General features: G+C 69.1%; 12 protein-coding genes and 1 tRNA gene. 5 read left to right on the forward strand and 8 right to left on the reverse strand.

The features are described 5' to 3' along the window. Positions 1–2: 2 nt before the first annotated feature. The 3 genes from AB4Z55_RS17560 to AB4Z55_RS17570 all read right to left on the reverse strand — a co-directional run bounded on the left by AB4Z55_RS17560 (position 3) and on the right by AB4Z55_RS17570 (position 1,937). Complete coding sequence (locus AB4Z55_RS17560; protein ID WP_004019563.1) at positions 3–1,193, reverse strand: Ig-like domain-containing protein; 1,191 nt, start codon at positions 1,191–1,193, stop codon at positions 3–5. Positions 1,194–1,512: 319 nt separating this feature from the next. Further along, positions 1,513–1,585: transfer RNA gene (locus AB4Z55_RS17565), tRNA-Lys, on the reverse strand. A gap of 127 nt (positions 1,586–1,712) precedes the next feature. Next, positions 1,713–1,937, reverse strand: a complete 225-nt coding sequence (locus AB4Z55_RS17570) for a DUF3618 domain-containing protein (RefSeq protein ID WP_004019562.1) — start codon at positions 1,935–1,937, stop codon at positions 1,713–1,715. 152 nt (positions 1,938–2,089) lie between these two features. Here AB4Z55_RS17570 and bcp point away from each other — a divergent pair, with 152 nt between their 5' ends. Together bcp and AB4Z55_RS17580 are read left to right on the forward strand one after the other, a co-directional pair. Beyond that, entirely contained in the window at positions 2,090–2,566 is a 477-nt protein-coding gene (gene bcp / locus AB4Z55_RS17575) for a thioredoxin-dependent thiol peroxidase (protein ID WP_369520193.1), read from the forward strand. An 8-nt stretch (positions 2,567–2,574) separates the two neighbouring features. Then, positions 2,575–3,201 carry a TetR family transcriptional regulator gene (locus AB4Z55_RS17580; RefSeq protein ID WP_033203516.1) on the forward strand — a complete coding sequence of 209 codons (627 nt, stop codon included), beginning with the start codon at positions 2,575–2,577 and terminating at the stop codon, positions 3,199–3,201. Positions 3,202–3,213: 12 nt separating this feature from the next. Here AB4Z55_RS17580 and AB4Z55_RS17585 read toward each other — a convergent pair whose 3' ends face one another. Then, a complete protein-coding gene (locus AB4Z55_RS17585; protein WP_033203568.1) occupies positions 3,214–3,606 on the reverse strand; it encodes a holo-ACP synthase in 393 nt (130 codons plus the stop codon). A gap of 38 nt (positions 3,607–3,644) precedes the next feature. After that, entirely contained in the window at positions 3,645–12,896 is a 9,252-nt protein-coding gene (locus AB4Z55_RS17590) for a fatty acid synthase subunit beta domain-containing protein (protein ID WP_369520194.1), read from the reverse strand. Positions 12,897–13,472: 576 nt separating this feature from the next. Between AB4Z55_RS17590 and AB4Z55_RS17595 the strand changes: the two genes are divergently transcribed. After that, positions 13,473–13,898 carry an HIT family protein gene (locus AB4Z55_RS17595; RefSeq protein ID WP_064571485.1) on the forward strand — a complete coding sequence of 142 codons (426 nt, stop codon included), beginning with the start codon at positions 13,473–13,475 and terminating at the stop codon, positions 13,896–13,898. Next, entirely contained in the window at positions 13,895–14,704 is an 810-nt protein-coding gene (locus AB4Z55_RS17600) for an NAD-dependent deacylase (protein ID WP_275447828.1), read from the forward strand. The genes AB4Z55_RS17595 and AB4Z55_RS17600 overlap by 4 nt, the downstream gene beginning before the upstream one ends. 24 nt (positions 14,705–14,728) lie before the next feature. Here the strand turns inward: AB4Z55_RS17600 and AB4Z55_RS17605 are convergent, their stop codons facing one another. The 3 genes from AB4Z55_RS17605 to AB4Z55_RS17615 all read right to left on the reverse strand — a co-directional run bounded on the left by AB4Z55_RS17605 (position 14,729) and on the right by AB4Z55_RS17615 (position 21,337). After that, positions 14,729–18,913, reverse strand: coding sequence for an AAA domain-containing protein (locus AB4Z55_RS17605; protein WP_369520195.1), 4,185 nt, complete (start codon positions 18,911–18,913; stop codon positions 14,729–14,731). Between the two features lie 104 nt (positions 18,914–19,017). Continuing rightward, positions 19,018–19,350, reverse strand: a complete 333-nt coding sequence (locus AB4Z55_RS17610) for a rhodanese-like domain-containing protein (RefSeq protein ID WP_033203518.1) — start codon at positions 19,348–19,350, stop codon at positions 19,018–19,020. Positions 19,351–19,564: 214 nt separating this feature from the next. Then, positions 19,565–21,337: a DEAD/DEAH box helicase gene (locus AB4Z55_RS17615; protein WP_239402700.1), complete on the reverse strand. Its 1,773-nt coding sequence runs from the start codon at positions 21,335–21,337 to the stop codon at positions 19,565–19,567. A 236-nt stretch (positions 21,338–21,573) separates the two neighbouring features. On the opposite strand from AB4Z55_RS17615, the gene AB4Z55_RS17620 reads away from it, so the two are divergent. Next, positions 21,574–23,361 carry a long-chain fatty acid--CoA ligase gene (locus AB4Z55_RS17620; protein ID WP_101818619.1) on the forward strand — a complete coding sequence of 596 codons (1,788 nt, stop codon included), beginning with the start codon at positions 21,574–21,576 and terminating at the stop codon, positions 23,359–23,361. Positions 23,362–23,416: the final 55 nt, after the last annotated feature.

Below are 23,416 nucleotides of genomic sequence, written 5' to 3' on the forward strand. Positions count from 1 at the left end.
CGTCAGGTGTTGTCGGCGTTGCCCTTACGCCAGACGGACCACGGGATGTTCCAGTCACCGAGTCCGTCGGTGCCCGACAGGGTTCCGCCCGTCGTGTTCTTCACGACGACCGGGTCGCCGCGGAGGGTGTTCTCCATGACCCACAGCGCGTTCTCCGGGCTCAGGTTCAGGCAGCCGTGACTCGTGTTGGTGTTGCCCTGCGCCCACACCGACCACGGTGCGGAGTGGAAGAAGATACCGCTGTAGGACATCCGCGTCGCGTAGTCGACCGGCGTGCGGTAGCCGTTCGACGAGTTGACCGGCACACCGTAGGTCGAGGAGTCCATGATGATGTGGTCGTGCTTGTCCGAGACCAGGTAGATGCCGTTGTCGGTCTCGTCGCCGGCCTTGCCCATCGACGTCGGCATGGTCCGGATGACCTTGCCGTCGCGTTCGAAGACGACCTGCTTGGTGTTGTCGTCGGCCGTGATGACCATCGAGCGTCCCACGGTGAAGTTGGTGCGCACGTTCTCCTGGCCGAACAGCCCGTCACCGAGGTCGATGCCGTAGGTGTTGACCGCGACGCGCACCTTGGTGCCCGGCTTCCAGTACTCCGCCGGCCGCCACCGGACCTCGCTCGGGCTGATCCAGTAGAAGGCACCCTCGACCGGCGGGTCGGTGGTGATCCGGATGGCGCGCTGCGCCGCACGACGATCCGCGATCGGCTCGTCGAACTTCACTGCGACCGGCTGCCCGATGCCGACGGTCTCGCCGGGACTCGGTGTCAGGTACGCCTGCGTCAGGTTGTTGGGGCTACTGGTCGTGAAGGTGACCTTCTTGGTGACCGCGCCACCGATGCCGACGGCGTCGGTCTCCAGTGTGTAGGTGCGGTTGTAGCCGAGGGCCTCGTCGCTGACCCAGACGGTGTCGTTGTCGGCGAGGGTGCCCTTGACGGGAGTGCCGTCGGACTTCTTGATCAGCACCCGGCTGATCGTGCCCTCACTGGTCTTCACCTTGATGGGTGCGCCGGGCTGCACGCCGACCGCGTTGTCGTTCAGGGGACGTTCAGCCCACTCGGTGATCTCGAGACCGGGCTTGAGCAGGTCGTCGAAAAGACTGGAACTGCTGACGTTGTCGGAGTACGACGCTTCCTGCGTGCACGACGTCACCAGCGCGACGATTGCCAACATCACACCGCTGATGATCAGCGGCATCCGCCGAGTACGACCGATCCCCATCTCACTCCCGCCTGTCGGCGTCCCGACCCCGAACCGGTCGGTCACGCTGCCCCGCAACCTGTGAAAACCTGACATCTCGACCCCGAACCGCCGAACCGGACATTCCGAACCCGATGTCGCGGACCAGTGTACGAGAAATCGGACCGAACACTTCGCCGGTCATCCGTTCGAGTGGCGTGTTGCGCACCCGAAACGCCGAACGTTCACCTGTTGTTCATCGATCGCCACCGGCGACCGAAACCCGCTGAGATGCCACAAGACGCCCCGCTCGATGCGAGGCGTCTTGTGGACTCTGTGCGCCATCAGGGACTCGAACCCCGAACCCGCTGATTAAGAGTCAGCTGCTCTGCCAATTGAGCTAATGGCGCTTGGCGTTGCGAGAAGGAACCTTACAGGACCCTCGCGGCAGAAGTGAAATCGCCTGGTCGGCGCGGTTTCTGCCGCACGACGGGCCCGCAGGGGCGAACTCGCCCCGCCCCCGGCGGAGTCAGCAGATCACTTCGACGCGACCTTGCGCACGACGATGAGCAGCACCAGCGCACCGACGCCGGCGATCGCGTACTTGACCGCGGGTGTCTGCAGGGTCGCGAGGGCCTTGGACTTGGCGTCGTCGGCGAGCCGCTGCGGGCTGGTGCGTTCGGCCAGCGCGTCGAGCGTGCTGGCGAGGTCCTCGCGGGCCTTGGCGATGTCCTGCTCGATACGTTCGGTATCTCCGGCCACGTTGCATCCTTCCGGCGCTTCTCGTTTGTCTCTCCGCTTCCCCGACCGGCCGAACGACCTCTCGGGGCCGGGGATGAACCGCCAGATGGCAGCGTCTCGATGCTACGACATCCCGGCATCCGGGCATGTGGCCATGCATTAGCCTGGCTCTCATGGCAGAGACCACCACCCGACTGTCCGTGGGCGACAAGGCCCCGCCGTTCACGCTGCCCGACGCCGACGGCGACCCGGTCTCGCTGGCGGACTACGCCGGACGCAAAGTCGTCGTCTACTTCTATCCCGCGGCATCCACCCCGGGTTGCACCAAGCAGGCCTGCGACTTCCGGGACAATCTGGGCGAGCTGAACGAGGCGGGTATCGCCGTGCTCGGCATCTCCCCCGACAAGCCGGCCAAGCTCGCGAAGTTCGTCGAGGCCGAGGGACTCACGTTCCCGTTGCTCAGCGACCCGGAGAAGAAGGTGCTCACCGAGTGGGGCGCGTTCGGCGAGAAGAAGATGTACGGGAAGACCGTCACCGGCGTCATCCGGTCGACGTTCCTGGTCGATGCCGACGGCACGATCGAACTGGCCCAGTACAACGTCCGCGCCACCGGGCACGTCGCCAAACTGCGCCGCGACCTGTCTGTCTGAGCCACCCGATGCCCGAGTCCGCCGAACCGCTGGTACCGCGCAAGCGGCCCACGCAGGAGCGCAGCAAGCGCAAGTTCCAGGCGATGCTCGAATCGGCCCGGGAGCTCCTGATCGACGTCGGGTTCGAGTCGCTGACGTGTGAGGAGATCGCGACCCGAGCCGAGGTCCCCATCGGGACGCTCTACCAGTACTTCGCGAACAAGTACGTCATCGTGTGCGAGTTGGACCGCCAGGACACCGTCGACGTCCGCGAAGAGCTCACCGCGTTCTCGTCCGAGGTGCCGTCCCTCGAGTGGCCGAGTCTGCTCGAGAAGTTCCTCGACCACCTCGCCGCGCTGTGGCGCACCGACCCGTCGCGGCGAGCGGTATGGCTCGCCGTTCAATCCACCCCGGCGACCCGTGCGACCGCGTCACTGAACGAACGCGTCCTCGCCGAACAGGTCGCACGGATCATCGCGCCGCTCACGCCGTCTCAACGCGAGCGACGCGAGATGATGTCCCAGGTACTCGTCCACACGGCCTACTCGCTGCTGAGCTTCTCCGTTCAGGACGGCCACGACCACGACGAGACCGTCGCCGAACTGAAGCGGATGCTCGCGGGCTACCTGCTCCTGGAGGAGTCGACGACGGTCTGAGCGTGGGCGGGGCTACCTGCCCTCGAGGATCGCCACGGCGGCGGCGGTGTCGCCGTCATGGGTCAGCGACACGTGAACGTTCGTGTCGCGCAAGTGTTCACCGATCTCGCCGGACAGCCGGATGGCCGGGCGGCCCCAGGTGTCGGTCACGACCTCGATGTCGCTGTGCCGGATGAGCGGCAGCAGCGGCGAACGCGAGAAGCGGCTCACCGACCACGCCTTCACGACGGCCTCCTTGGCCGCCCAGCGGGCGGCCAGATGCCGGGCGTCGTCACCGGTCCCGGCGGCCGAGTCCCGACGCTCGCCGACCGTGAACCGGTCGGCGAACGTCGTACCCGGCTGCCGGAGTTGCTCGCCGAACTCCGGGATCGACACGATGTCGATCCCCACCCCGAGGACGCTCATCCCCGCGGGTTCGCCTGCACCGTCGGACTCACCGGGTGTCACCGGCTTCCCGCCACCGGCTCACCGGCGACGTAGACGTCGGCGCCATCCAGACGGGTCTGCGGATCGAGCAGCATGCCCGCCTCGGCGTCGTGCTCGTCGACCGACTCGTCGAAGCGACGGTTCGGCGGACGCTGGTAGGCGGGCTCGCCACCGCAGATCGACTGCAGGAAGCGCTGGCTGCCCTGACGCGTGCGCTCGTCGGCGCGCTGACGGTAGGCGTCGCGCGCCGCCGGGTTCAGCGAGGCGATGAACGCCTCCGGGTGCACCACCGCGATGAGCCCGGACACGTGGCCGAAGCCGAGGCTGGTCAGCAGGCCGGCCTTGAGCGGGAACAGCTCGCCGAGCTGCAGCGTCTCGCGCGGCCACACCAGGTGCGGGTATTCCGCCATCTTGTCGTCGACGCAGTCGAGGCTGCGGTTCGGCGGGATGACGCCGTCACGCAGGATCTGGCACAGGCCGATGAGCTGGAAGGCTGCCGCGCCACCCTTGGCGTGACCGGTCAGCGACTTCTGCGACACCACGAACAGCGGTGCGCCCTTGCCGCGGCCGATCGCCGCCGCGAGCCGCTCGTGCAGCTCCGACTCGTTCGGATCGTTGGCCTTGGTGGAGGTGTCGTGCTTCGACACGACCGCCACATCGTCGGCACTGACACCGAGCGAGCCGAGCGCACGGGCCAGCGGCGAGGACAGCGACCCGCGAGCCGCGCCCAGGGCACCGAGACCCGGAGCCGGGATCGAGGTGTGCACGCCGTCGCCGAAGCTCTGTGCCCATGCGACCACACCGAGCACGGGAAGCCCCATCTCGGCCGCGACGTCGCCGCGGGCGAGCAGGATCGTGCCGCCGCCGGCCGATTCGACGAACCCGCCGCGTCGACGGTCGTTGGCCCGCGAGAACCGGCGGTCGTCGATGCCGCGCGCGGTCATCTTCGCCGAGTCCGCGGTCGCCGACATCGAACCGAAGCCGACGATGCCCTCGATACCCAGGTCGTCGAAACCGCCCGCGACCGCGAACAGCGCCTTGCCGAGGCGGATCTTGTCGACGCCCTCCTCGACCGACACCGCGGCCGTCGCGCACGCCGCCACCGGGTGGATCATCGCGCCGTAGCTACCGACATACGACTGGACCACGTGTGCCGCAACGATGTTCGGCAGCGCCTCCTGCAGGATGTCGTTCGCGTTGGCCTCCCCCAGCAGGGTGTTGACGTACAGGTCGCGCATCGAGGTCATGCCGCCCATGCCGGTGCCCTGCGTGTTGGCCACCAGACCGGGGTGCACCCAGCGCATCAGCTCGCTCGGGGTGAAGCCCGACGACAGGAACGCGTCGACCGTGGCCACCAGGTTCCACAGTGCGACCCGGTCGATCGACTCCACCATGTCGGGGCTGACGCCCCAGCGGGTCGGGTCGAAGCCGGTCGGGATCTGACCGCCCACGGTCCGGGTCAGCGCGAACTGACGCGGGACGCGGATCTCGGTGCCCGCCAGGCGGGTGACCTGCCAGTCGCCGTCGGCGTTCTGCGCGACGCGGGTCTTCTCCGGGTTGGCACTGGCGAACGCCCGCGCCTCGGCCTCGGAGTTGACCGTGAAGGTCAGGTCCTCGTCGACGAAGACCGAGGTGAGCAGCGGCGAGGTGTTGTCGACCATCGCGCCGTCGTCGGCGTAGCGGCGGATGCCGCAGCGCGCGACGACCTCGTCGTGGTACCGATCGGCGATCTCGCTCTCCGGCACCGGGTCTCCGGACTCGGTGTCGTACCAGCCCGGCTTCGGCGCCGAATCCCAGTGCACCAGTCCGGTGTTCCAGGCGAGCTCGAGAACACCTGCGGCCGAGAGCTTCTCGTCGACCTCCATCTCGAAGCGAGTGCGGGCCGAACCGAACGGGCCGAGCTCACCGGCGCCCACGATGACCACGAGGTCCTCGGGTCGGGCGTCGATCGCGGGCCACTCGGGACGCATCGCCTTCGGCGCGCGCGCCGGTGCGGGCAATGCCGCGACGGTTGTCGCCGGCTCTTCGTCGGTGTCCGTGGACTCCTCGGCGGCCGCCGCCGCGGTGGCCGCGAGCGCCTTGAGGTCGGTCGAGCTGTCCAGGCCGCCGGTGAAGTCGGCGAGCACCGGTGCGCTCGCCGCACTCGAACGCTGCTCGGGCGTGCACAGGGTCAGCAGGTTCGCCGCCATCTCCGCCGTGCTCCAGGTGCGCACACCAGCCGCCTCGACCGCGTCGACCATTCCGTCGTTGTGACCCATCAGTCCGGTGCCGCGCACCCAGCCGATCAGGGCATGGGCGAGCGTCGTCTTGGAACCCCAGGACTCCTCGGCCGACCAGCGCTGCACGAGCGCATCGAGCGAGGCCTTGCTCTCGCCGTAGGCGCCGTCGCCACCGAACATGCCGCGGTTCGGCGAACCGGGGAGCACGATGTGCACGCGGGAAGCGATGTCGTGGTCGGAGTGGACGTCGGCGAGCCCGCCGATGAGCCGCTCCACCGACCAGAGCAGCACCTTCATCTCCAGCTCGGCACGACCACCGGCGTCGGTGAGGTCACCGGCGACCCGCGGTGCGGCGAACGGGAAGAGCAGCGTCGGCTTCATCGCCGGCTTCACCACTGCCGTCGTGCCACCGAGGTTCTCGGTCTGCTCGGCCGCGATCCAGTCGACGAGGTCGTCGACGTCGGCATAGGAGGCCATGTTCGCCGGGGCGATCCACAGCGCGGCACCGGCCCGGGCGTTCTCGCGGTACAGCTTCTTGTAGAACGCGAGACGGTCGGAGTTCAGTCGCGACGTCGTCGCGATGACGGTCGCACCACCGGCGAGCAACCCGGCGACCACGCCGGCGGCGATGGAGCCCTTGCTCGCGCCGGTGACGACGGCGATCTCACCGCTGTAGCCACCCTTCTCCGGGTTCTCCGCAGCATGCGCGATCGCGCCGAAGACGCGGCCGTGCACGGCGTTTCCGTTCGCGAGGGCCTTGCCCTGCCACCAGGTGGCGTGGTCGGCGACGGTGTCCCCGGCTCCGGCGAATCCGCCGACGATCGTGTCGAAGTCGGCGTCGAGATCGTGCTCGTCGGTCAGCCACAACCGGACGAGATCCTCACGGGCGGTTGCCCACCGGTCGTCGATGAGGACGACCTTGGCCGCGTCGAAGGACGGCGCGACGGTCCGGGCCCAGTCCGAACCGAGTTCGGCGCTGACGAGCTCGGCGAGCTCGGCGTTCGGGTCCGCAGCCGCCTCGGCGAGATCGGCGACCTCGGCGAGTCCGAGCTTGTCCAGCAGGGTGTACGCAGCCGACGCCAGCGCGCCGGAGCGACCGGTGATCTGTTCGGTGAACTCACCCAGCGCCGCGGCGTCGACCGTTGCGCCACCGCCGGATTCGGCCGCCGGCTTGCCGACCGGGATGCCCTTGACCGCACCCACCGCGGACACGGCCTTGTCGATGAGCGCATCGAGGGAGTCGGTGTTCGTCAGCGGCCCGTCGAGCAGGTTGCCCAGGGCCTCACCGCGGACGGACGCACCGTCCCGGGTGCCCAGCGCCAGCGCGACGGTGGTGTGCAGACCCCACCCCTCGCCCAGCTGCCAGACACTCGACACGCGGTCGGTGATGTAGTTCTGGCGCTTGCCCAGCGGACCGAGCACCTTGCGCACCTGATCGCTCACCGCGTCGGTGAGCACCGCGCCCAGCGGGCGGTATCCGCGGGCGAGGGTCTCGACCGTGGACGACAGCGCGGTCATGTCGGCTTCGGCGGCACCGTCGATGGCACCGAGGCCGAGTTCGCCGCCGATGTCGAGCAGCAGCTGGTTGCGCCGCGACGACACGCCGTCGCACAGCGCCTCGATCGTGTCCGCGGAACCGATCTGATCGACGCGCATCTTGGTCCACAGTGCGATGACGGACTTCACCGCGTCCGAGGGGGTGAAGGCGATGTCATCGGGCCGCGGACCACCCGCGGGAGCCGCAGGAGCGGCCGGGGCGGGCGTGGCCGCGGGCGCCGGGGCGGCGTCGGCCGCCGACGTCTCGGCCGCCGCGGGAACGTCGGGTTCGTCCTCGTCGGGCTCGTGACCGGCATCCTTGGCCAGGATCGTGTCGGTGTCCCGCTCGACGTTGAGGACCTCGGTGGTGGCCGCGGCGTAGTCGTCGAGCTTGAGCGTGTTGGTGGCCAGACCCGACAGCGTCGGGGCGCCCTTCAGACCGATCTCGACGAAGCGCTGTACCGCCAGCCCGTTCCGCTCGGGTCCGCTGAACAGCAGTTCCTGGGTCTCGATCCACCGCACCGGGCTGGCGAACTGCCAGGCGAGCAGCTCGATCAGGACCACGCGGGCGAGTTCGTTCGGCGTCGCCTCCCAGGCATCCCAGTCGGCGAGGACCTCGTTCAGCGGATCCGACGGCACCAGTGCCGCGATCTCCTCGACGAAGTCGCGCCCGAGATTGAACAGACGGGGCACCAGGTTCGGGATGTAACGACCGATGAGGATGTCGATGTCGATGTCGGCCGGCAGCAGTTCGGCGAGCTTGCCGCGGAACTCCGGCACGCCGGCGCGCAGCACGCTGGAGTGGAACGGGACGTCGATGCCCGGGATCAGGATGAAGGCCCGCTTCCCGCCGAAATCGGCGCGGCGCCGGTCGATCTCGGCTTCGAGGAGTTCGAGGCCACGAACCGTGCCGGCGATCGCGTACTGCGAGCCGAGCAGGTTGAGGTTGACGACCTCGAGGAACTCGCCGGCCTCGGCACCGACGCCGGACACGAACGCGGTGACCTCGGCATCGGCCAGACCGAACTGGCTCGGCCGGATGGCCGCCATCCGATAGTCGCTGCGTCCCTGCTCATCCCGCGGGACGAGGTGGTGCATGGCCTCGCCGCGCTGGAACACGACCTCCAGGACGGCTTCGAGCGGCAGCACTCCGGCGCACGCGGCCAGCGCGTTGTACTCGCCCACGGAGTGACCACAGGTGATGGCGCCCTCGACGAACCCGCCGGATTCCTTGAGTTCGGCGATCTGGGCGACACCGAGCGTCGCCATGGCCACCTGGGTGAACTGCGTCAGGTACAGCACGCCGTCGGGGTGGTTGTAGGTGGTCCCGTTGGCGACGAGCGTCGTCGGATTGTCGCGGACGACAGCCAGGATCGAGAAACCGAGTGCCGCACGGGTGTGCTTGTCGGCGCGGTCCCAGATCTTCCGGGCGGCCTTCGACCGGGACCGGGCGTCGAGTCCCATGCCCTTGCTCTGGATGCCCTGGCCGGGGAATGCGTAGACGGTGCGCGGCGCGGCGAGCAGGCCGGTCGCGCTCATCACCAGGTTGTCGCCGACCTTGGCGCTCACCTCGACGACCTCGCGGCCGTTGTCGAGGCCCACCCGGTCGACACGCACGGTGATGCGGTCGCCGAGCCGGACCATGCCGAGATAGCGTGCGGTCCAGCCGATCAACGGACGGGGCGATGGCGTCGGGTTCTTCGCGTCGGTCGCGGTGACGACCTGCTGGGCGGCCGCGGACAACCACATCCCGTGCACGATCGGGTCACCGAGACCGGCGAGCTTGGCCGCGGACGCGTCGGTGTGGATGGGGTTGCGGTCACCGGACACGACGGCGAAGCCGTTCATCCGGTTCGGCGCGGTGATGGTGGCCGTCCGGATCAGCTTCCGGGTGGCCGACTGCTCGGCGGCAGGCGCACCTCCGGCCCGGGCCGGGTCGGTGAGCTCAGCGGCGCCCAGGCGTCCACGGATCGCGAAACGCTCGTCGAGCGTCGCGATCGGGCCGTCCGGCCCGGCGACTTCCACCGACACCTCGACAACTCGGCCCACGTCGGCGTCACGGACCGCGCCGGCACGCGCGGTGACGGTGAGTTCGGCAGCCGCGGAGGGGATCTCGCCGGTCAGCGCGATCGCATGATCGAGGTGGACCAGATCGAGCAGTCCCTCGACCACCGGGTCACCGGACTCGGTTCGGGCGGCGCCGATGACGCTGAAGACGCTCGGCCAGCAGGCGCCGACCAGGGTGTCGGGCACGGCGAACCCGAACGGGTCGGTCGGGGTGGTCGGACGCAGGTGTGGCGGCAGGGAGAAACCGGTCACCGCCGCGTGGTCGGCGACCGAGTCCGGCTGCCAGGAGACAGTCGTGACCGACACACCGTCGTTCACCTCGGCGAGGCTGCCGCCGGCGGCCACGGTGAGGATCTCGCGCATCGCGTTCGACGCGTCGTCCAGGCCGACCAGCGGCGAACCTCCGTCGCGCAGGCTCTCGCCGGCCAGCAGCGGGATGCGCACGGACGCACCCGAGATCGGGACGACGAGGTCGAAACGGGTGACGGCATCGGCGGCGACCTGTTCCAGGACCGCTCCGCTCACGGCGTGCTCGGCCCGCTCGGGTCCGACCACGGTCCAGGCGTCACGATCACCGAGCAATGCGATCGGACTCGCCACGATCCGGCCCGCCCAGCTGACGTCGTCGGACTCCAGCACCGAGGTCAGCACGCCGGCCTCGTCGGCCAGCCCGGCGCGGTGCCGGGAGGCGACGGCGGCCGGACGCTCCCCTGCGGCCTGTAGGTCGGCGGCGACGCGCGCCTCGAATCGGTCGAGCAACTCACCGACGGGCTCGTCGACGCGGGTGATGCCCGCGACGGCAACCGGCCCCGGGATCACGCACACGGCGTCGGCGCCGTAGCGGGGATCGTGGGCCTGCCACAGGGAGTCACTGCGCCACCACCGGCGCACGTCCTTGTCGATGACCGGCACGAAGTTGACGGGCTTGCCGGGAGTGCGGCAGAGCTCGAGGAAGAAGGCGACGTCCGCGGGATGCAGGATGTCGGTGTCGATCTCGGGGTACACGCTGCCGAGCGCGTCGATCGCGGCATGCGGATCGGCGGCGGCGGTGGCCTCGGCGAACATCGTCGGGATGGGCCCGGAGTCCTGGGGGTGCATGCGCGCCTCGGTGCGCTGCAACATCTCCACGAAGCGCTGCTGCCAGGTGATGTCGGCCCACGGGACCTGTTCACCACGGGCGTCGCCGACGGCCAGGGCGGCATATCGGTCGAGCCATTCGCGGTAGGTCATGGTGGCGACGTCGCCGAAGTAGGGCTTCGCGGTGTCGGCCATCGCGGCGATGATCTCGTCGCGGCGGGCGGCGACGGCCTCGGCGTCACCGGCGACCTCGTCGAGCAGTCGACCGCACCGTGAGGCGGTGTTGTCGACCTCGTGGATGTCGGCGCCGAGCTGGGACCGGCCGGAGGCCATTCCGGCGGTGGCGTGACCGGCTCCGATCCACTCGTCGATACCGGCGGTGTCGACGAGGAGCTGCTTGACCTCAGGGGTGGTCGTCGCTTCCTTCGCCGCCATGGCCGCGGTGCCGATGAGGATGCCGTCCAATGGCATGGCCGGGTAGCCGTGGGCGGCCGACCAGGTGCCGGTGAGGTACTCGCTGGCGCGTTCGGGGGTGCCGATGCCGCCGCCGACGCAGATCACGACATTGGGGCGGGCACGAAGCTCGCCGTAGGTGGCGACCAGCAGGTCGTCGAGGTCCTCCCACGAGTGGTGACCGCCGGCGCGACCGCCCTCGATCTGGACGATGATGGGGTGGTGCGGCACTTCGGCCGCGATGCGCACCACGGACCGGATCTGCTCGACCGTGCCGGGCTTGAAGGCCACGAATCGGAGTCCGGCTTCGACGAACTCGTCGACGAGTGCAACGGCGTCCTCGAGCTCGGGGATCCCCGCGGAGACGATCACGCCGTCGAGCGGGGCGCCCTGCGCACGCGCCTTCTGCACGATGCGCTTGCCGCCGAGCTGCAGCTTCCACAGGTAGGGGTCGAGGAACAGCGCGTTGAACTGTGCCTCGCGGCCGGGCTCGAGCAGGTCGGTGAGCGTGGCGATGTTGCGCGCGAAGATATCTTCGGTGACCTGGCCACCGCCGGCCAGTTCCGCCCAGTGCCCGGCATTGGCCGCAGCGGCGACGATCGCGGGATCGACGGTGGTCGGCGTCATGCCGGCGAGCAGCATCGGCGACCGTCCCGTGAGCCGGGTGAAGGAGGTCTCGACGACGGTGCGCCCGTCGGGCAGTTCGACGAGGGTCGGCGCGAACTGGGACCACGGCGTGGCGACCTCGGGCACGCCACCCGGGCTGAACAGATTGCGCTGTCCGACGCGCAGAGCGGCCGGAACCAGTCCGACGCCCTGTCCGCGGACGAGTGAGGCGGTGAGGCGGGTGGCGATGTCTCCGGGTCCGAAGTCCAGGACCCACTTGGCGCCACCGGTGACGATCGCGTCGACCGACGCGACCCAGTCGACGTGCCCGACGAGGATGTCGTGGGCGTGGCGGGTGGCGAGGTCACGGTCGATGCCGCACCGATCGGCCCACTGGCCGACCAGTTCGACGGCCTCGGCCATCGCCGGGTGATGGAAGGCGACCGACACCTGCAGGTGGTCGAACTTCGGCGCGAAGGGTGCCCCACCGGTGACCTTGCGCTTACGCTCATCGGCCTCGGTCGCGGCGATCCGCTCGCAGAGGGCGGCGAAGGCGGCGAGGTGCCGCGGCGCACCGGACAGCACCACCGCGGTACGGCTGTTCCTGATGGCGACGACCGGCGCCGTCGTCAGATCGCTCTCGGGCAGGCCATCGCGGTACTGCGCCAGGATCTCGTCGACGCGAGCCGGGCTGATGTTGGTCAGGGCGAGCATCGGCGTGCCGTCGGTGGTGACGCCCAGCCCGCGGCGGCGCGCGGTCAGCGAACCGGCTGCACCGATGAGGTGCGCAACCGCCAGCAACAGACCCTGGCCGGATTCCGCGACCCGACCGTCGGCACCGACCGCATCGGTGGCCAGCGACCCCTGGGAATGCCCGACCACCGCGTTCGGCGGCAGCGCGGCAGTGTCCAGACCCTGTTTGCGGAGGGCTTCCACAGCGGCGAGCTGGGTGAGCAGGACGCCCGGGCCGGAGAGGGTGAAGTCGGCGAGAGTGGCCTCGGCGGGGACGTCGTCTCCCGCGTCGTGGGCGTGGACCCAGGTGAGGGGGTGGAACCCGGACACACGTGCCACGACGAGTTCGTCGGCGACCGGCTCGACGAGCCGTTCGGCGGAATCGACGATCGTGGCGACCCGGTGTTCGAGGTCGGCGTCGACGACCAGCTCGGTCAGCGTGGGCAGCCATGCGCCGCCCTGCCCGCCGAAGCTGATCGCGTAGGGCTCGCCCTGCGTGAGTCGCTCGATGAGCGTGGCGGTGGGGCGTTCTGCGTTGGCGGCGCCCTGCGAGCCGGAGCGGAACTGGTCGACGGTCACGGATACTCCTCTGTGGTGGTCGGTCTCAGAGTGTGGATTTGCGGAGTGCGTAGGTGCGGTGCGGTAGATGTCTGTGGGTGTTGTGCGGGCGGCGGGTGCGCGGCCGCTGTGGCCGCGAGAAACGCTGTCAGCAGCGGCGTATGGCGTGCGCTGCCGTGAACGGTCTCGTCGACGTCGCGCGCACAACCGGCCGCCGAGGCGACACTGCCGGGTCGAGCTAGCTGGTACTACAAAGGAACACGCCTGCTGCACAACAACATTGACGAGCACCGACTCTTGGGGAGCCGGTGTCGGCGTGAACGTGACTCCTATGATGACACACGAAAGTGAGGGAACCCTCATGTTTGTCGGTGACCTACGGGTATACCGACGAGTAACCCCGCGGGTAACTTGGGCCACCGTGCCAACCGCCATGGGAAGGGTCGGAAAACCGCCAGGCCAGGCAACATACCCAGGGGTACGCCAACGGCCGAGCATCCGCTCGGTCAACCGTTATCAAAACGTGATGTGATGTGGAGCACGGCCGCGCGTCACGAGCCGGAGTGCCGCCGACCCCGGTGCCCTAGAGTCGCGCATATGAGCAGTTGCATCTTCTGCGGCATCGTCGACGGCACATCCCCCGGGCGCATCGTGTACTCCGACGACGACGTGCTCGGTTTCCTCGACATCCGCCCCGTCACCCGCGGGCACACCCTCCTCGTGCCGCGCGTCCATTCGTCCGGGCTCGACGACCTGGACCCGGCGATCGGCGCCTCGCTCTTCCGCGCCGGCCAGCGACTGGCCACCGCGATGAAGACCGGACCGATGTCGGCCGACGGCGTGAACCTTGCACTGAACGACGGCCGCGCGGCCTTCCAGACCGTCTTCCACACCCATCTGCACGTCGTGCCGCGGCACGACGGCGACAAGCTCAGCTTCGCCAAGGGCTTCCTGGTCCGCCGCGATCCCGACCCCGACGAGACCGCCGCCCTGGTACGCGCCTGCATCGGGTCCGCCGGATGACCCTCGCCGGGACACCGGACCCGGACTCCGGCGAACCGATTCCGGACGCGGTCGCCGACCTCGTGCGTCGCGCGGAGTGGATCACGGTGTTCAGCGGCGCAGGCATGTCGGCCGAGAGCGGGATCGCGACCTTCCGGGACGCCCAGACCGGGTTGTGGGAGAAGTTCGACCCCGCCGAACTCGCCACCCCCGAGGCGTGGGCGCGCGACCCGGCCCTGGTCTGGGGGTGGTACCGGTGGCGCGCTCGCGAAGTGCTTGCCGCGCAGCCGAATGCCGGCCACCTCGCACTCGCCGAGCTCGCCGCCTCGCGCACCGTCATGGTCGTGACGCAGAATGTCGACGATCTTCACGAGCGGGCGGGCAGCGACGTCGTCAGCCATCTGCACGGCAGCCTGTTCGCCCCCCGGTGTTCGGTCTGCGGCACCCCGTACGACGGCCCCGGCGCATATCCCGACCCCGCTGACCGCCCCGATGCGACGCCGGCGGACGACCCACGCGTCGACCCGCCCACCTGCCCGCGCTGCGGTGGTGTCGTGCGGCCCGGCATCGTCTGGTTCGGCGAAGCGCTGCCCGAATCGGATTGGCAGCGTGCAGATCAGGCGTTTCGCGCGGCGGAGGTGGTGCTCGTCGTGGGTACCAGCGGGATCGTCTACCCGGCAGCCGCGTTGCCGGAGCGAGCGGTGCGCGCGGGCATCCCGGTCATCGAGTTCAACCCGGCGCCGTCGGCGCTGTCCGACGTCGTGACCCACAGCCTGCGGATGCCCGCCGCGGTCGGCCTGCCCGCGCTGCTCAGATCAGTGCGCTGACCGGCGGACCGGGCGCGGCCGGCGTCACTCCCCCGCGGTGAGATCGATCGGTTGCCACCTCACCGCGTCGCCGGCGGTGTCCGCGGTCGGAACAGCGACGAGGGAGCCCGGCTTGCATCCACGTTCGTCGAGCGCGGTCGCAACGTACTCCAGGACGCGTTCGGGATCGAGTTCGAACTCCGACTCGCGCACCCGCACGAATTGCCAACCGCAACGACGCAACTCACGCTCACGCTCGAGATCCGAGCGCGCCTGCTGTCCGGTTCCGGCGAACTCGTCGGCGTCGCACTCGACGGCCATCCGGGCATCGGCACCCAGCACGACCAGGTCGACGACGCGGTTGTTGACCGTGACCTTCGGGGTGACGTGGTAGCCGAGGGCGACGAGGCGGTTGAACACCCGCTGTTCGAGCAGGTTGTCGAACGGAGGCACGCGACGGTCATCCGGGACGTCGATGGGCATGACCCCGATCGACGGCCCCTCGTTCGCCGTGACATAGGACAGCAATGAATGGCGAAGGTCGTTGGGGCGCAACTCGTCGAGGCCGATCGAATGGAACAGCCACAGCTGGTCCATGGCACGAGTCGCCGCCACGTTGAATCGGCGTTGCGACTCCGCCCGGGTCAGCGCCGAGATCGCACCGGCATCCGAGACGACCATCGACAGGAAGATCACGCGTCGCTCGTCGCCCTGGAAATCGGGCGGGGACCCGACCCGGATCCGGCGGGAACGCCAGGTGTCGGGATCGAACTCGGTGTGCAGCGCCTTCTCGATCGCCTCGACCTGCTTGACGCCCTGCAATGCGATCACGCCGAAGTCCAGTCCGTCATAGGCCGGATCCGCCAGGCAGCCCCGCAGTGCGTCGACGATCGCGCCCACCTCGGCGTCGTTGACGACACCGTTGCCGGTTCCCGTCGCCGTCCCGTCGACCGCGACCGCCCGCAACGGTTCGAGCCGGTCGGAACCGTACTGGCGCACGGGGATCAGTGGTGCGGACCCGTAGAACTGGCGAGACGAGAACTCGATGATCTCGGGCATCGACCGGAAGTGTTCGCGAAGGCCGACGACGTTGCCGAACCGACTGCGCAGCAACGAGAACAGACTCGACCGCGGCGTCAGCCCGTCGCGGAGATACGTCGGCAGATCCGGCAGCGCGGCGTCGAGTTCGGCGAACGCCGAGTCGAGTGTCGTGCCGTTCAGACCGGCGGGCGCACATTGCTTGTCGTCGCCCACCACGATCACCCGGGGAGCCAGCCACAGCAAGAAGGCACTGGTGATGTCGGCCTGCGACGCCTCGTCGACGATGACGACATCGAAGGAGTTGCGGCGCGGCGGCAACGTCTCGGCCACCTGGCTGATCGACATGATCCAGGCGGGGACGGCATTCTGCGCCTCGACCATGGCCTCGCGCGCCGCGCGCCGGAAACGATTGGCGTGCTTGCCCGATCCCTTGCCCAGGTTGATCATGTGGTCGCGGTAGGACTGGACGGCCTGCAGCTCGCCGGATGTGGTGCGTGTCAGCAGCTCCCGGATGGCCTGCGCAGACGCGAGACGAGTGGTCAGGGACGCGATGTCCACGTCGATGGCGTCGAGTGCCGACTGCAACCGGTCCTCGGCGAGCGGATCGCTACGGTCCTGCACCCAGGTGTGGGCGAATCGCCACGCCCATGCCGCGCCCATGTCCCGAGCGCGTTCGGTCCAGACCGGATCCTGCGCACCGGCCCACATGATCTTGGCGAGTTCGGGTGCGCGGCCACGTAATCGGAGTCCGAGGAGCTCGAGGGCGTTCTGCTCGTCGGCGTCGGCCGCGGCCGCGGTGAAGGCACGACGAGCATCGCGGATCGAAGCCGGATCGGCCGTACCCAGCGCCGAGAGCAGCGCGTCACCCTCCGGCGACGGCCCCTTCTCGAGTTCGGTCGTCAGCCCGTACACGCGATCGGCGAGTTCCTGCTCGGCCAGGACCGCGTCGTTGGCAACGGCGACCGACCGGGCCTGATGCGCCACCTCGGCCACCTCGGCGACGGTGCGCGGGCGCGGACCGCCGGGGCTGATCGCCTCGAGTTCGCGCACCAGATGCTCACGCCCGGAGAGCAACCGGGAGATCCATGACAGCTGGGTGTCGAGGCGCACGAGGTGGTCCAGCTGAGCCGACCGTGACCCCGAGGCGTCGACCGGGACGTGCAGGTCCGCGAGGATGCGATGCACCTGGTGCGTCGCGTCGACGACGGTGAGGTGATCGGCGACCCGCCGCAGCGACGCCTCGTCCCGGGGCGGACGACCGTCCACCGTCGCCCGCACCGGCGCGTCCTCCACGGCGCGCTGCTCGGGCGAGCGGCGCAGCCGTCCCCGCCACTGACCGCCGTCCCGCAGGAAGTCGGCGGCGGCATCGAACAGCGCGGCGTCCCCGGGCCGGTTGCCGTCGACGACGACCGCGTGCCCGCCCAGATCGCGGTCCCGGCGAGCAGCTTCGGCGATGACCGGCGACAGCGTCGTCACCCGCGACCAGAGGTGCGCGGCCCGACCGGCGAGCAACCGGTCGGCCATGTCGATCATCGGACGCGGGTAAGAGGACACCTCGCCGGACGCCACGGCCAGGTCATCGCAGATGTCCTTGATCCGGACCAAGCGGCCACTGTCGACCCCGTCGAGCACAGACAGCAGGGTCTCGGCACCGGCCATCGGTCCGCGGGGCCGGGACGCGATCCGCTCGCAGATCGCATCCATCTGCCCCGGGTCGGGCAGGTGGTCATCGAGGTCGACGAAGCGCTGTGCGATGCGCGAGGTGGAGCCCCCGGTGCTCGCGAGCAACTCCGCGAGCCGGACGAACTCGGCCGAGTCCAGCGGCGGCACGGCGCCGTGCACAGGGCCCGGCAGCCAGTCGAACGCGGCGGCGTCGGCCCGTACCCGCCGGACGATCTGCGCCGGGGAGCCGCGGTAGTCCCCCGCGACCCATTCGTGTGTCTCGGTCTCCCCGGCGCGCAGATCCCACAGGTCGCGGAGCGTCTGATCCCGTTGCCGCAGAGCATGTTCCCGCCTAGCAGCCAGATCGGCGATCTCGGCGTCGGCGACCCCAGGAGTGAACGACGCCTTGCGTTCGGCGAGCTCGGTCACCGCGTCCACTATCCCCTCGGCACTGTCCTGGGAGACATCGGCGATCGACACCGTGAGCGCCCGCAGCGCGGGCGGCAGCATGTCGTGCAGGACGTGGAGCGCATGAGCTTTCTCGCTCACCACCAGGACCCGCTGACCTTTTGCCAGCAGTGCCGAGGTGACGTTGGCGATGGTGTGGGTCTTTCCCGTGCCGGGCGGACCCTCGACCACCACACCGGTGTCGGCGCCGAGCCGGGCGAGGACGTCGCGTTGTTCGACGTTGGACGGCAGCGGGAACAGCGCATCGGCGACCAGCCCCGCGGGATCGAGAACGCCGTCACCCCGAAGGGCGGCGAGTCGGTCGGCGGCCTCGATCGGCCGGACGAGCTGTGCCAGTCCGACCGGCACGTCCGAACCCTCGTCCCGCAGGTCGTCGATGATCGCGTCGTAGAACGCGAGCGAGTTCTCCACGCCACGCCGGCGGAGCACGACTGCCGGACGGGTCTCGACCGACAGGGTCACGCGCTCGGTGTCGACGTCGATCGCGTCGCGCCACTCGGCCATCAGCTCGGTGGTCTTCGCCGTCAGCACCGACGCCTGCGCGGCCAGCTTGCCGCGGATCTTGACCGCACCCGCGAGATCGAGACCGTCCAGCGCCGCCAGGAGATGCGTGTCGTGCAGGGCCGGGGACGACCCGGCAGCCAGGGCCAACCGGATCGTGTCGTCGGCGTCGCGTTCGGCGACGAGCGCCTGGGTGAGAAGGTGTTCCCGGACGAGCGGCGCCGCGTCGTCGTTCGCGGCCTGCCGGACCGTGACCAGCGCCGACGCGACGACGAGCTCGAGGTCTTCGGGATTGTCGAGGAGGTCGTCGACCAGCTCGCCGAGGTCGGCGTGGCCCGAGTCGTTTTGTCCGGCGTCCTCCGGTCGCAGCTCCACGACGACCTGCCCCGGGACCGCGTTCGTGCGTGCGGAGATGGAGGTGGAAGGGCCGAGCCAGACGTGACCGGGATGATCGGCGATGTCGAGCACGTCCCCGGAGCGGGACCGGACGAGATCAGCCAGAAACGACATCAGCCGGGTGACCTGATCGCGCAGCACTTCGCGAGTGTCATCCTGCATACCGATGTGTTCCTCTCGTCGCCGGCGACTCTTACGCTACAAGACGCTGGTCAGAGGGACCCGCGCAGTCGCGCGGGACGGCGCCGGATTCTCTCGCGGGTGCTTCAGCCGACGGTGCGCGAACGCAGCGCGCGGTAACCCCCGTCGACGTAACGCACGTTGGTGTAGCCGCAGTCGGCGATCTGTTCGGCGATGCGCGGCGCCTCCGAGCGGACCGACACGACGGCGATCTCGGTGTCGCGATCGCGGATGACCGGGAAGGTGCCCGAGGGAGTGGGCGTGAACCGCCTCGGCACCTCGGTCGGATCGACCACGAGCGCACCGGGCAGGCTGCCCTGATGTCGCACCACCTGCGGACGTGCATCGACGACCACTGCGTGCCCCTCGCGGCTGTGATTCATTGCCTCTGCTGCCGAAATCGAATTCACCACTGACACCGGTGACTCACCAACCCTGTTGCTCGAATTTTGTCCGTGTACATCGTGTTTCGCGGTGACCACCGCATGGTGACCCCGCGGGATGACCCCCGTCGACCAGGTTACGGAACGATCTCGAATTGACAAGTTTTCTCACGCAGCTCTCAGAAGTGCGCCGTTGTACGCAGTTTCTGGTACTGGGAGCCCGCCGGCGGCGGGACAGTCCGGGGTCGGTTCAGGAGTGGCGACCGCGACCGGCCACGCGCGGTGACGGACGCTTACCCCAGCTGTCGCCGCGGCGACCGTCGCGTCCGCCACCATGACCACCCGCTCCGCGCTTGCCGCCGCCACGAGTACGCGGTGACCCCATGTCCTTGCGGATGTCGATCGGGTTCTTGCCGATCTTCGTGTGCCGCAGATTGGACAGGGTCTCGCTGTCGAGGTCGTCGGGCAGTTCCACGAGGCTGAAGTCGTCGCGGATGCTGATGTTGCCGAAGTCGGCTCGGGTCAGGCCGCCTTCGTTGGCGATGGCACCGACGATCGCGCCGGGCGACACCTTGTGCTTCCGGCCGACGGCGATCCGGTACGTCGCGAAGCTCGCGCCCGGGCGACGCGGTGCACGCTCGCGCTCGGGGCGCTTCTCCGACTGCGGCGGATCCGGGGTCATCAGGAATCCGCCGTCCCGCGTCTCGAGTGCCAGCGCGGCGGCGATGTCGGCCATCGCGACGTCGTTGTCCCGCGCATAGTTCTCGATCAGCCCGCGGAACAGATCGAGATTGTCCGACGACAGGTTCTGCGTGATGGAGTCGGCGAACTTCGCCACTCGCTGCGCGTTGACATCGTCGACACTGGGCAGACCGATCTCGGTGAGCGTCTGTCGCGTGGCGCGCTCGATGGCGCGCAGCAGGTGGCGCTCGCGCGGCGAGACGAACAGCAGCGCGTTGCCCGAACGACCGGCGCGACCCGTGCGGCCGATGCGGTGCACGTACGACTCGGTGTCGTGCGGGATGTCGTAGTTGACGACGTGCGAGATGCGATCGACGTCGAGTCCGCGCGCGGCGACGTCGGTCGCGACCAGGATGTCGATCGAACCGTTCTTGAGCTGGTTGATGGTCCGTTCACGCTGCGCCTGCGCGAGGTCGCCGTTGATGGCCACCGCGGAGAATCCGCGGGACCGCAACTTCTCGGCCAGCTCCTCGGTCGCCTGCTTGGTACGGACGAACACGATCATCGCGTCGAAGGTCTCGACCTCGAGGAACCGCGTCAGCGCATCCAGCTTGCGCTGGTGGGAGACCTGGAGGTAGCGCTGCGTGATGTTCTGCGCGGTCGCGGTCTTCGCCTTGACCGTGATCTCCTGCGGCGAGTTCAGGTAGCGCTGCGCGAGACGCCGGATGGCGCTGGGCATCGTCGCCGAGAACAAGGCGACCTGCTTGGTGTCCGGGGTCTCGGCCAGGATGCGTTCGACGTCCTCGGCGAAGCCCATCGTCAGCATCTCGTCGGCCTCGTCGAGGACGAGGAACTCCAGCCCCGAGATGTCGAGCGTCTTCTTGTCGAGGTGGTCGATCACACGACCCGGGGTACCGACGATGACCTGCGCGCCACGACGCAGCCCGGCGAGTTGGACGCCATAGGACTGCCCGCCGTAGATCGGCAGGACCTTCACCTCGGGCATATGGGCCGAGTAGCGGCCGAACGCCTCGGAGACCTGCAGGGCGAGCTCACGAGTCGGCGCCAGGATCAGCGCCTGCGGAGTCCGCGCAGACGTGTCGAGCCGGGACAGGATGGGGATGGCGAAGGCTGCGGTCTTACCCGTACCGGTCTGCGCCAGACCCACCACGTCGCGCCCCGACAGGAGCGTCGGGATGGTGGCCGCCTGAATCGGCGAGGGCGTCTCGTAGCCCACGTCGGTGACGGCGGCGCGAACGCGCGGATCGATCTCGAGGTCGTCGAACGTGCCCACGGAGGGGTCGGTCGGGGCGTCGTGCTCGCCGTGATCGGAAGTACTCATGCGGCGGAAGTCTCATTCATCGCCCTCAACTGTAATGGCCCTGCACCAGAATGTCGGCATCGCGGCTTGCCGGGGTCGCATCAGCCCCCTGAGCAGGGCACGGACCACGATCGCCGACCGGTGTGATGCATCCCACGAATACTGGTACTGTCGGTGCCACTCATCCGGCCATCGGTCCCGGTCACACGCATACCGATGTCCGGAATGTCCATTTGTTCTCCCGTCTCAGGAGTGCCATGCAGCAGCAGTACGCCACCCCGTCTGATCTGACGATCGACGACAAGGCGACGACCGTCGACACGATCCTGCGTTACCGCGCCGAGCGCCCCACGATGCCGCTCTTCCGCAAGCGCTCACACAATCAATGGGTCAACGTCACCGCCAAGCACTTCACCGACGAGGTGGACGCGGTCGCCAAGGGACTCATCGCCTCGGGCGTGCAGGCCGGGGACCGCGTCGCCATCCTCTGCTCGACCCGTTACGAGTGGACCGTCCTGGACTACGCGATCTGGCGCGCCGGCGCCTGCACCGTCGCGATCTACGAGACCTCGGCCCCTGACCAGGTCCAGTGGATCCTCGAGGACTCCGGCGCCACCCTGCTGTTCGTCGAGAACCACGAGCACTACACCCGCCACCTCCGGGTGATCGACGAGACAGCGACCCTCAAGGAAACCCTGGTCATCGATGACCACGCGCTTCCCACGGTCACCAAGCGCGGCGCGAAGATCGCCGATGCCGACCTCGACCAGCGTCAGGCGAACGCGTTGTCGTCCGACGCCGCCACGCTGATCTACACGTCGGGCACCACCGGCCGTCCCAAGGGCGTCGTCCTGACACACGCGAACTTCCTCGCCGAGACCGCCGCGACGCGGGACGCGGTCGGCGCCGGAATGCGCGAGGGCAAGTCGACGCTGCTCTTCCTGCCACTGGCCCACATCTTCGCCCGGGTCGTCACCGTCGGGTGCGTGGAGAACGGCGTGATCCTCGGACACACCAACGACCTGACGAACCTCGTGGCCGACCTCGGCGTGTTCAAACCGAACTACGTGCTGTCGGTGCCCCGCGTGTTCGAGAAGGTGTACAACTCCGCCAAGCAGAAGGCCTACGACGGCGGCAAGGGCTCGATCTTCGACAAGGCGACCGACACCGCGATCGAGTTCAGCAAGGCCACCGAGGCCGGCAAGGTCGGACTGGGCCTCAAGCTCCGCCACGCCGTCTTCGACAAGCTGGTCTACGGCAAGCTGCGCGACGCCCTGGGCGGCCAGTGCGAAGGCGCCATCTCCGGCGGCGCCCCGCTCGGCGCGCGTCTCGGCCACTTCTTCCGCGGCGTCGGCATCCCGGTGTACGAGGGCTACGGGCTGTCGGAGACCACCGCGGCGGTCACGGCCAACAACGAGGACAACCAGAAGGTCGGCTCGGTCGGCCGACCGATCCCCGGCGTCACCGTCGCCATCGCCGAGGACGGCGAGGTCCTGCTCAAAGGACCGGTTGTGTTCGGCGGGTACTGGAAGAACCAGGCCGCCACCGACGACGCCATCCGCGACGGCTGGTTCCACACCGGTGACATCGGCACGCTCGACGACGGCTATCTGTTCATCACCGGCCGCAAGAAGGAACTGATCGTAACCGCCGGCGGCAAGAACGTCTCCCCCGCCCAACTCGAGGACACCATCCGGGCGCATCCCCTGGTGAGCCAGTGTCTCGTCGTCGGCGACAACAAGCCGTTCATCGCGGCGCTCATCACCATCGATGCCGAGGCCGTTCCCGGATGGCTCGAGCGCCACGGGCTGCCTGCCGACACCCCGGTCTCCGACCTGGTCGACAATGCCGACCTCAAGGCGGAGATCGACGCCGCGGTGAAGGAGGCCAACACCAAGGTCTCCAACGCCGAGGCGATCAAGAAGTTCTCCATCCTAGAGACCGACTTCACCATCGACACCGGAGAGCTCACCCCGACGATGAAGCTCAAGCGCAACGTCATCCACGACGCGCACAAGGAAGCGATCGCCGACCTCTACACCTGAGCGAATCTCTCAGCACGACTCGCCGCGGCCCGGGATGACCCCGGGCCGCGGCGCT

The sequence above is a fragment of the Gordonia sp. ABKF26 genome (assembly GCF_041103195.1).
In the GTDB taxonomy this organism is placed as follows: Bacteria; Actinomycetota; Actinomycetes; order Mycobacteriales; family Mycobacteriaceae; genus Gordonia; species Gordonia terrae.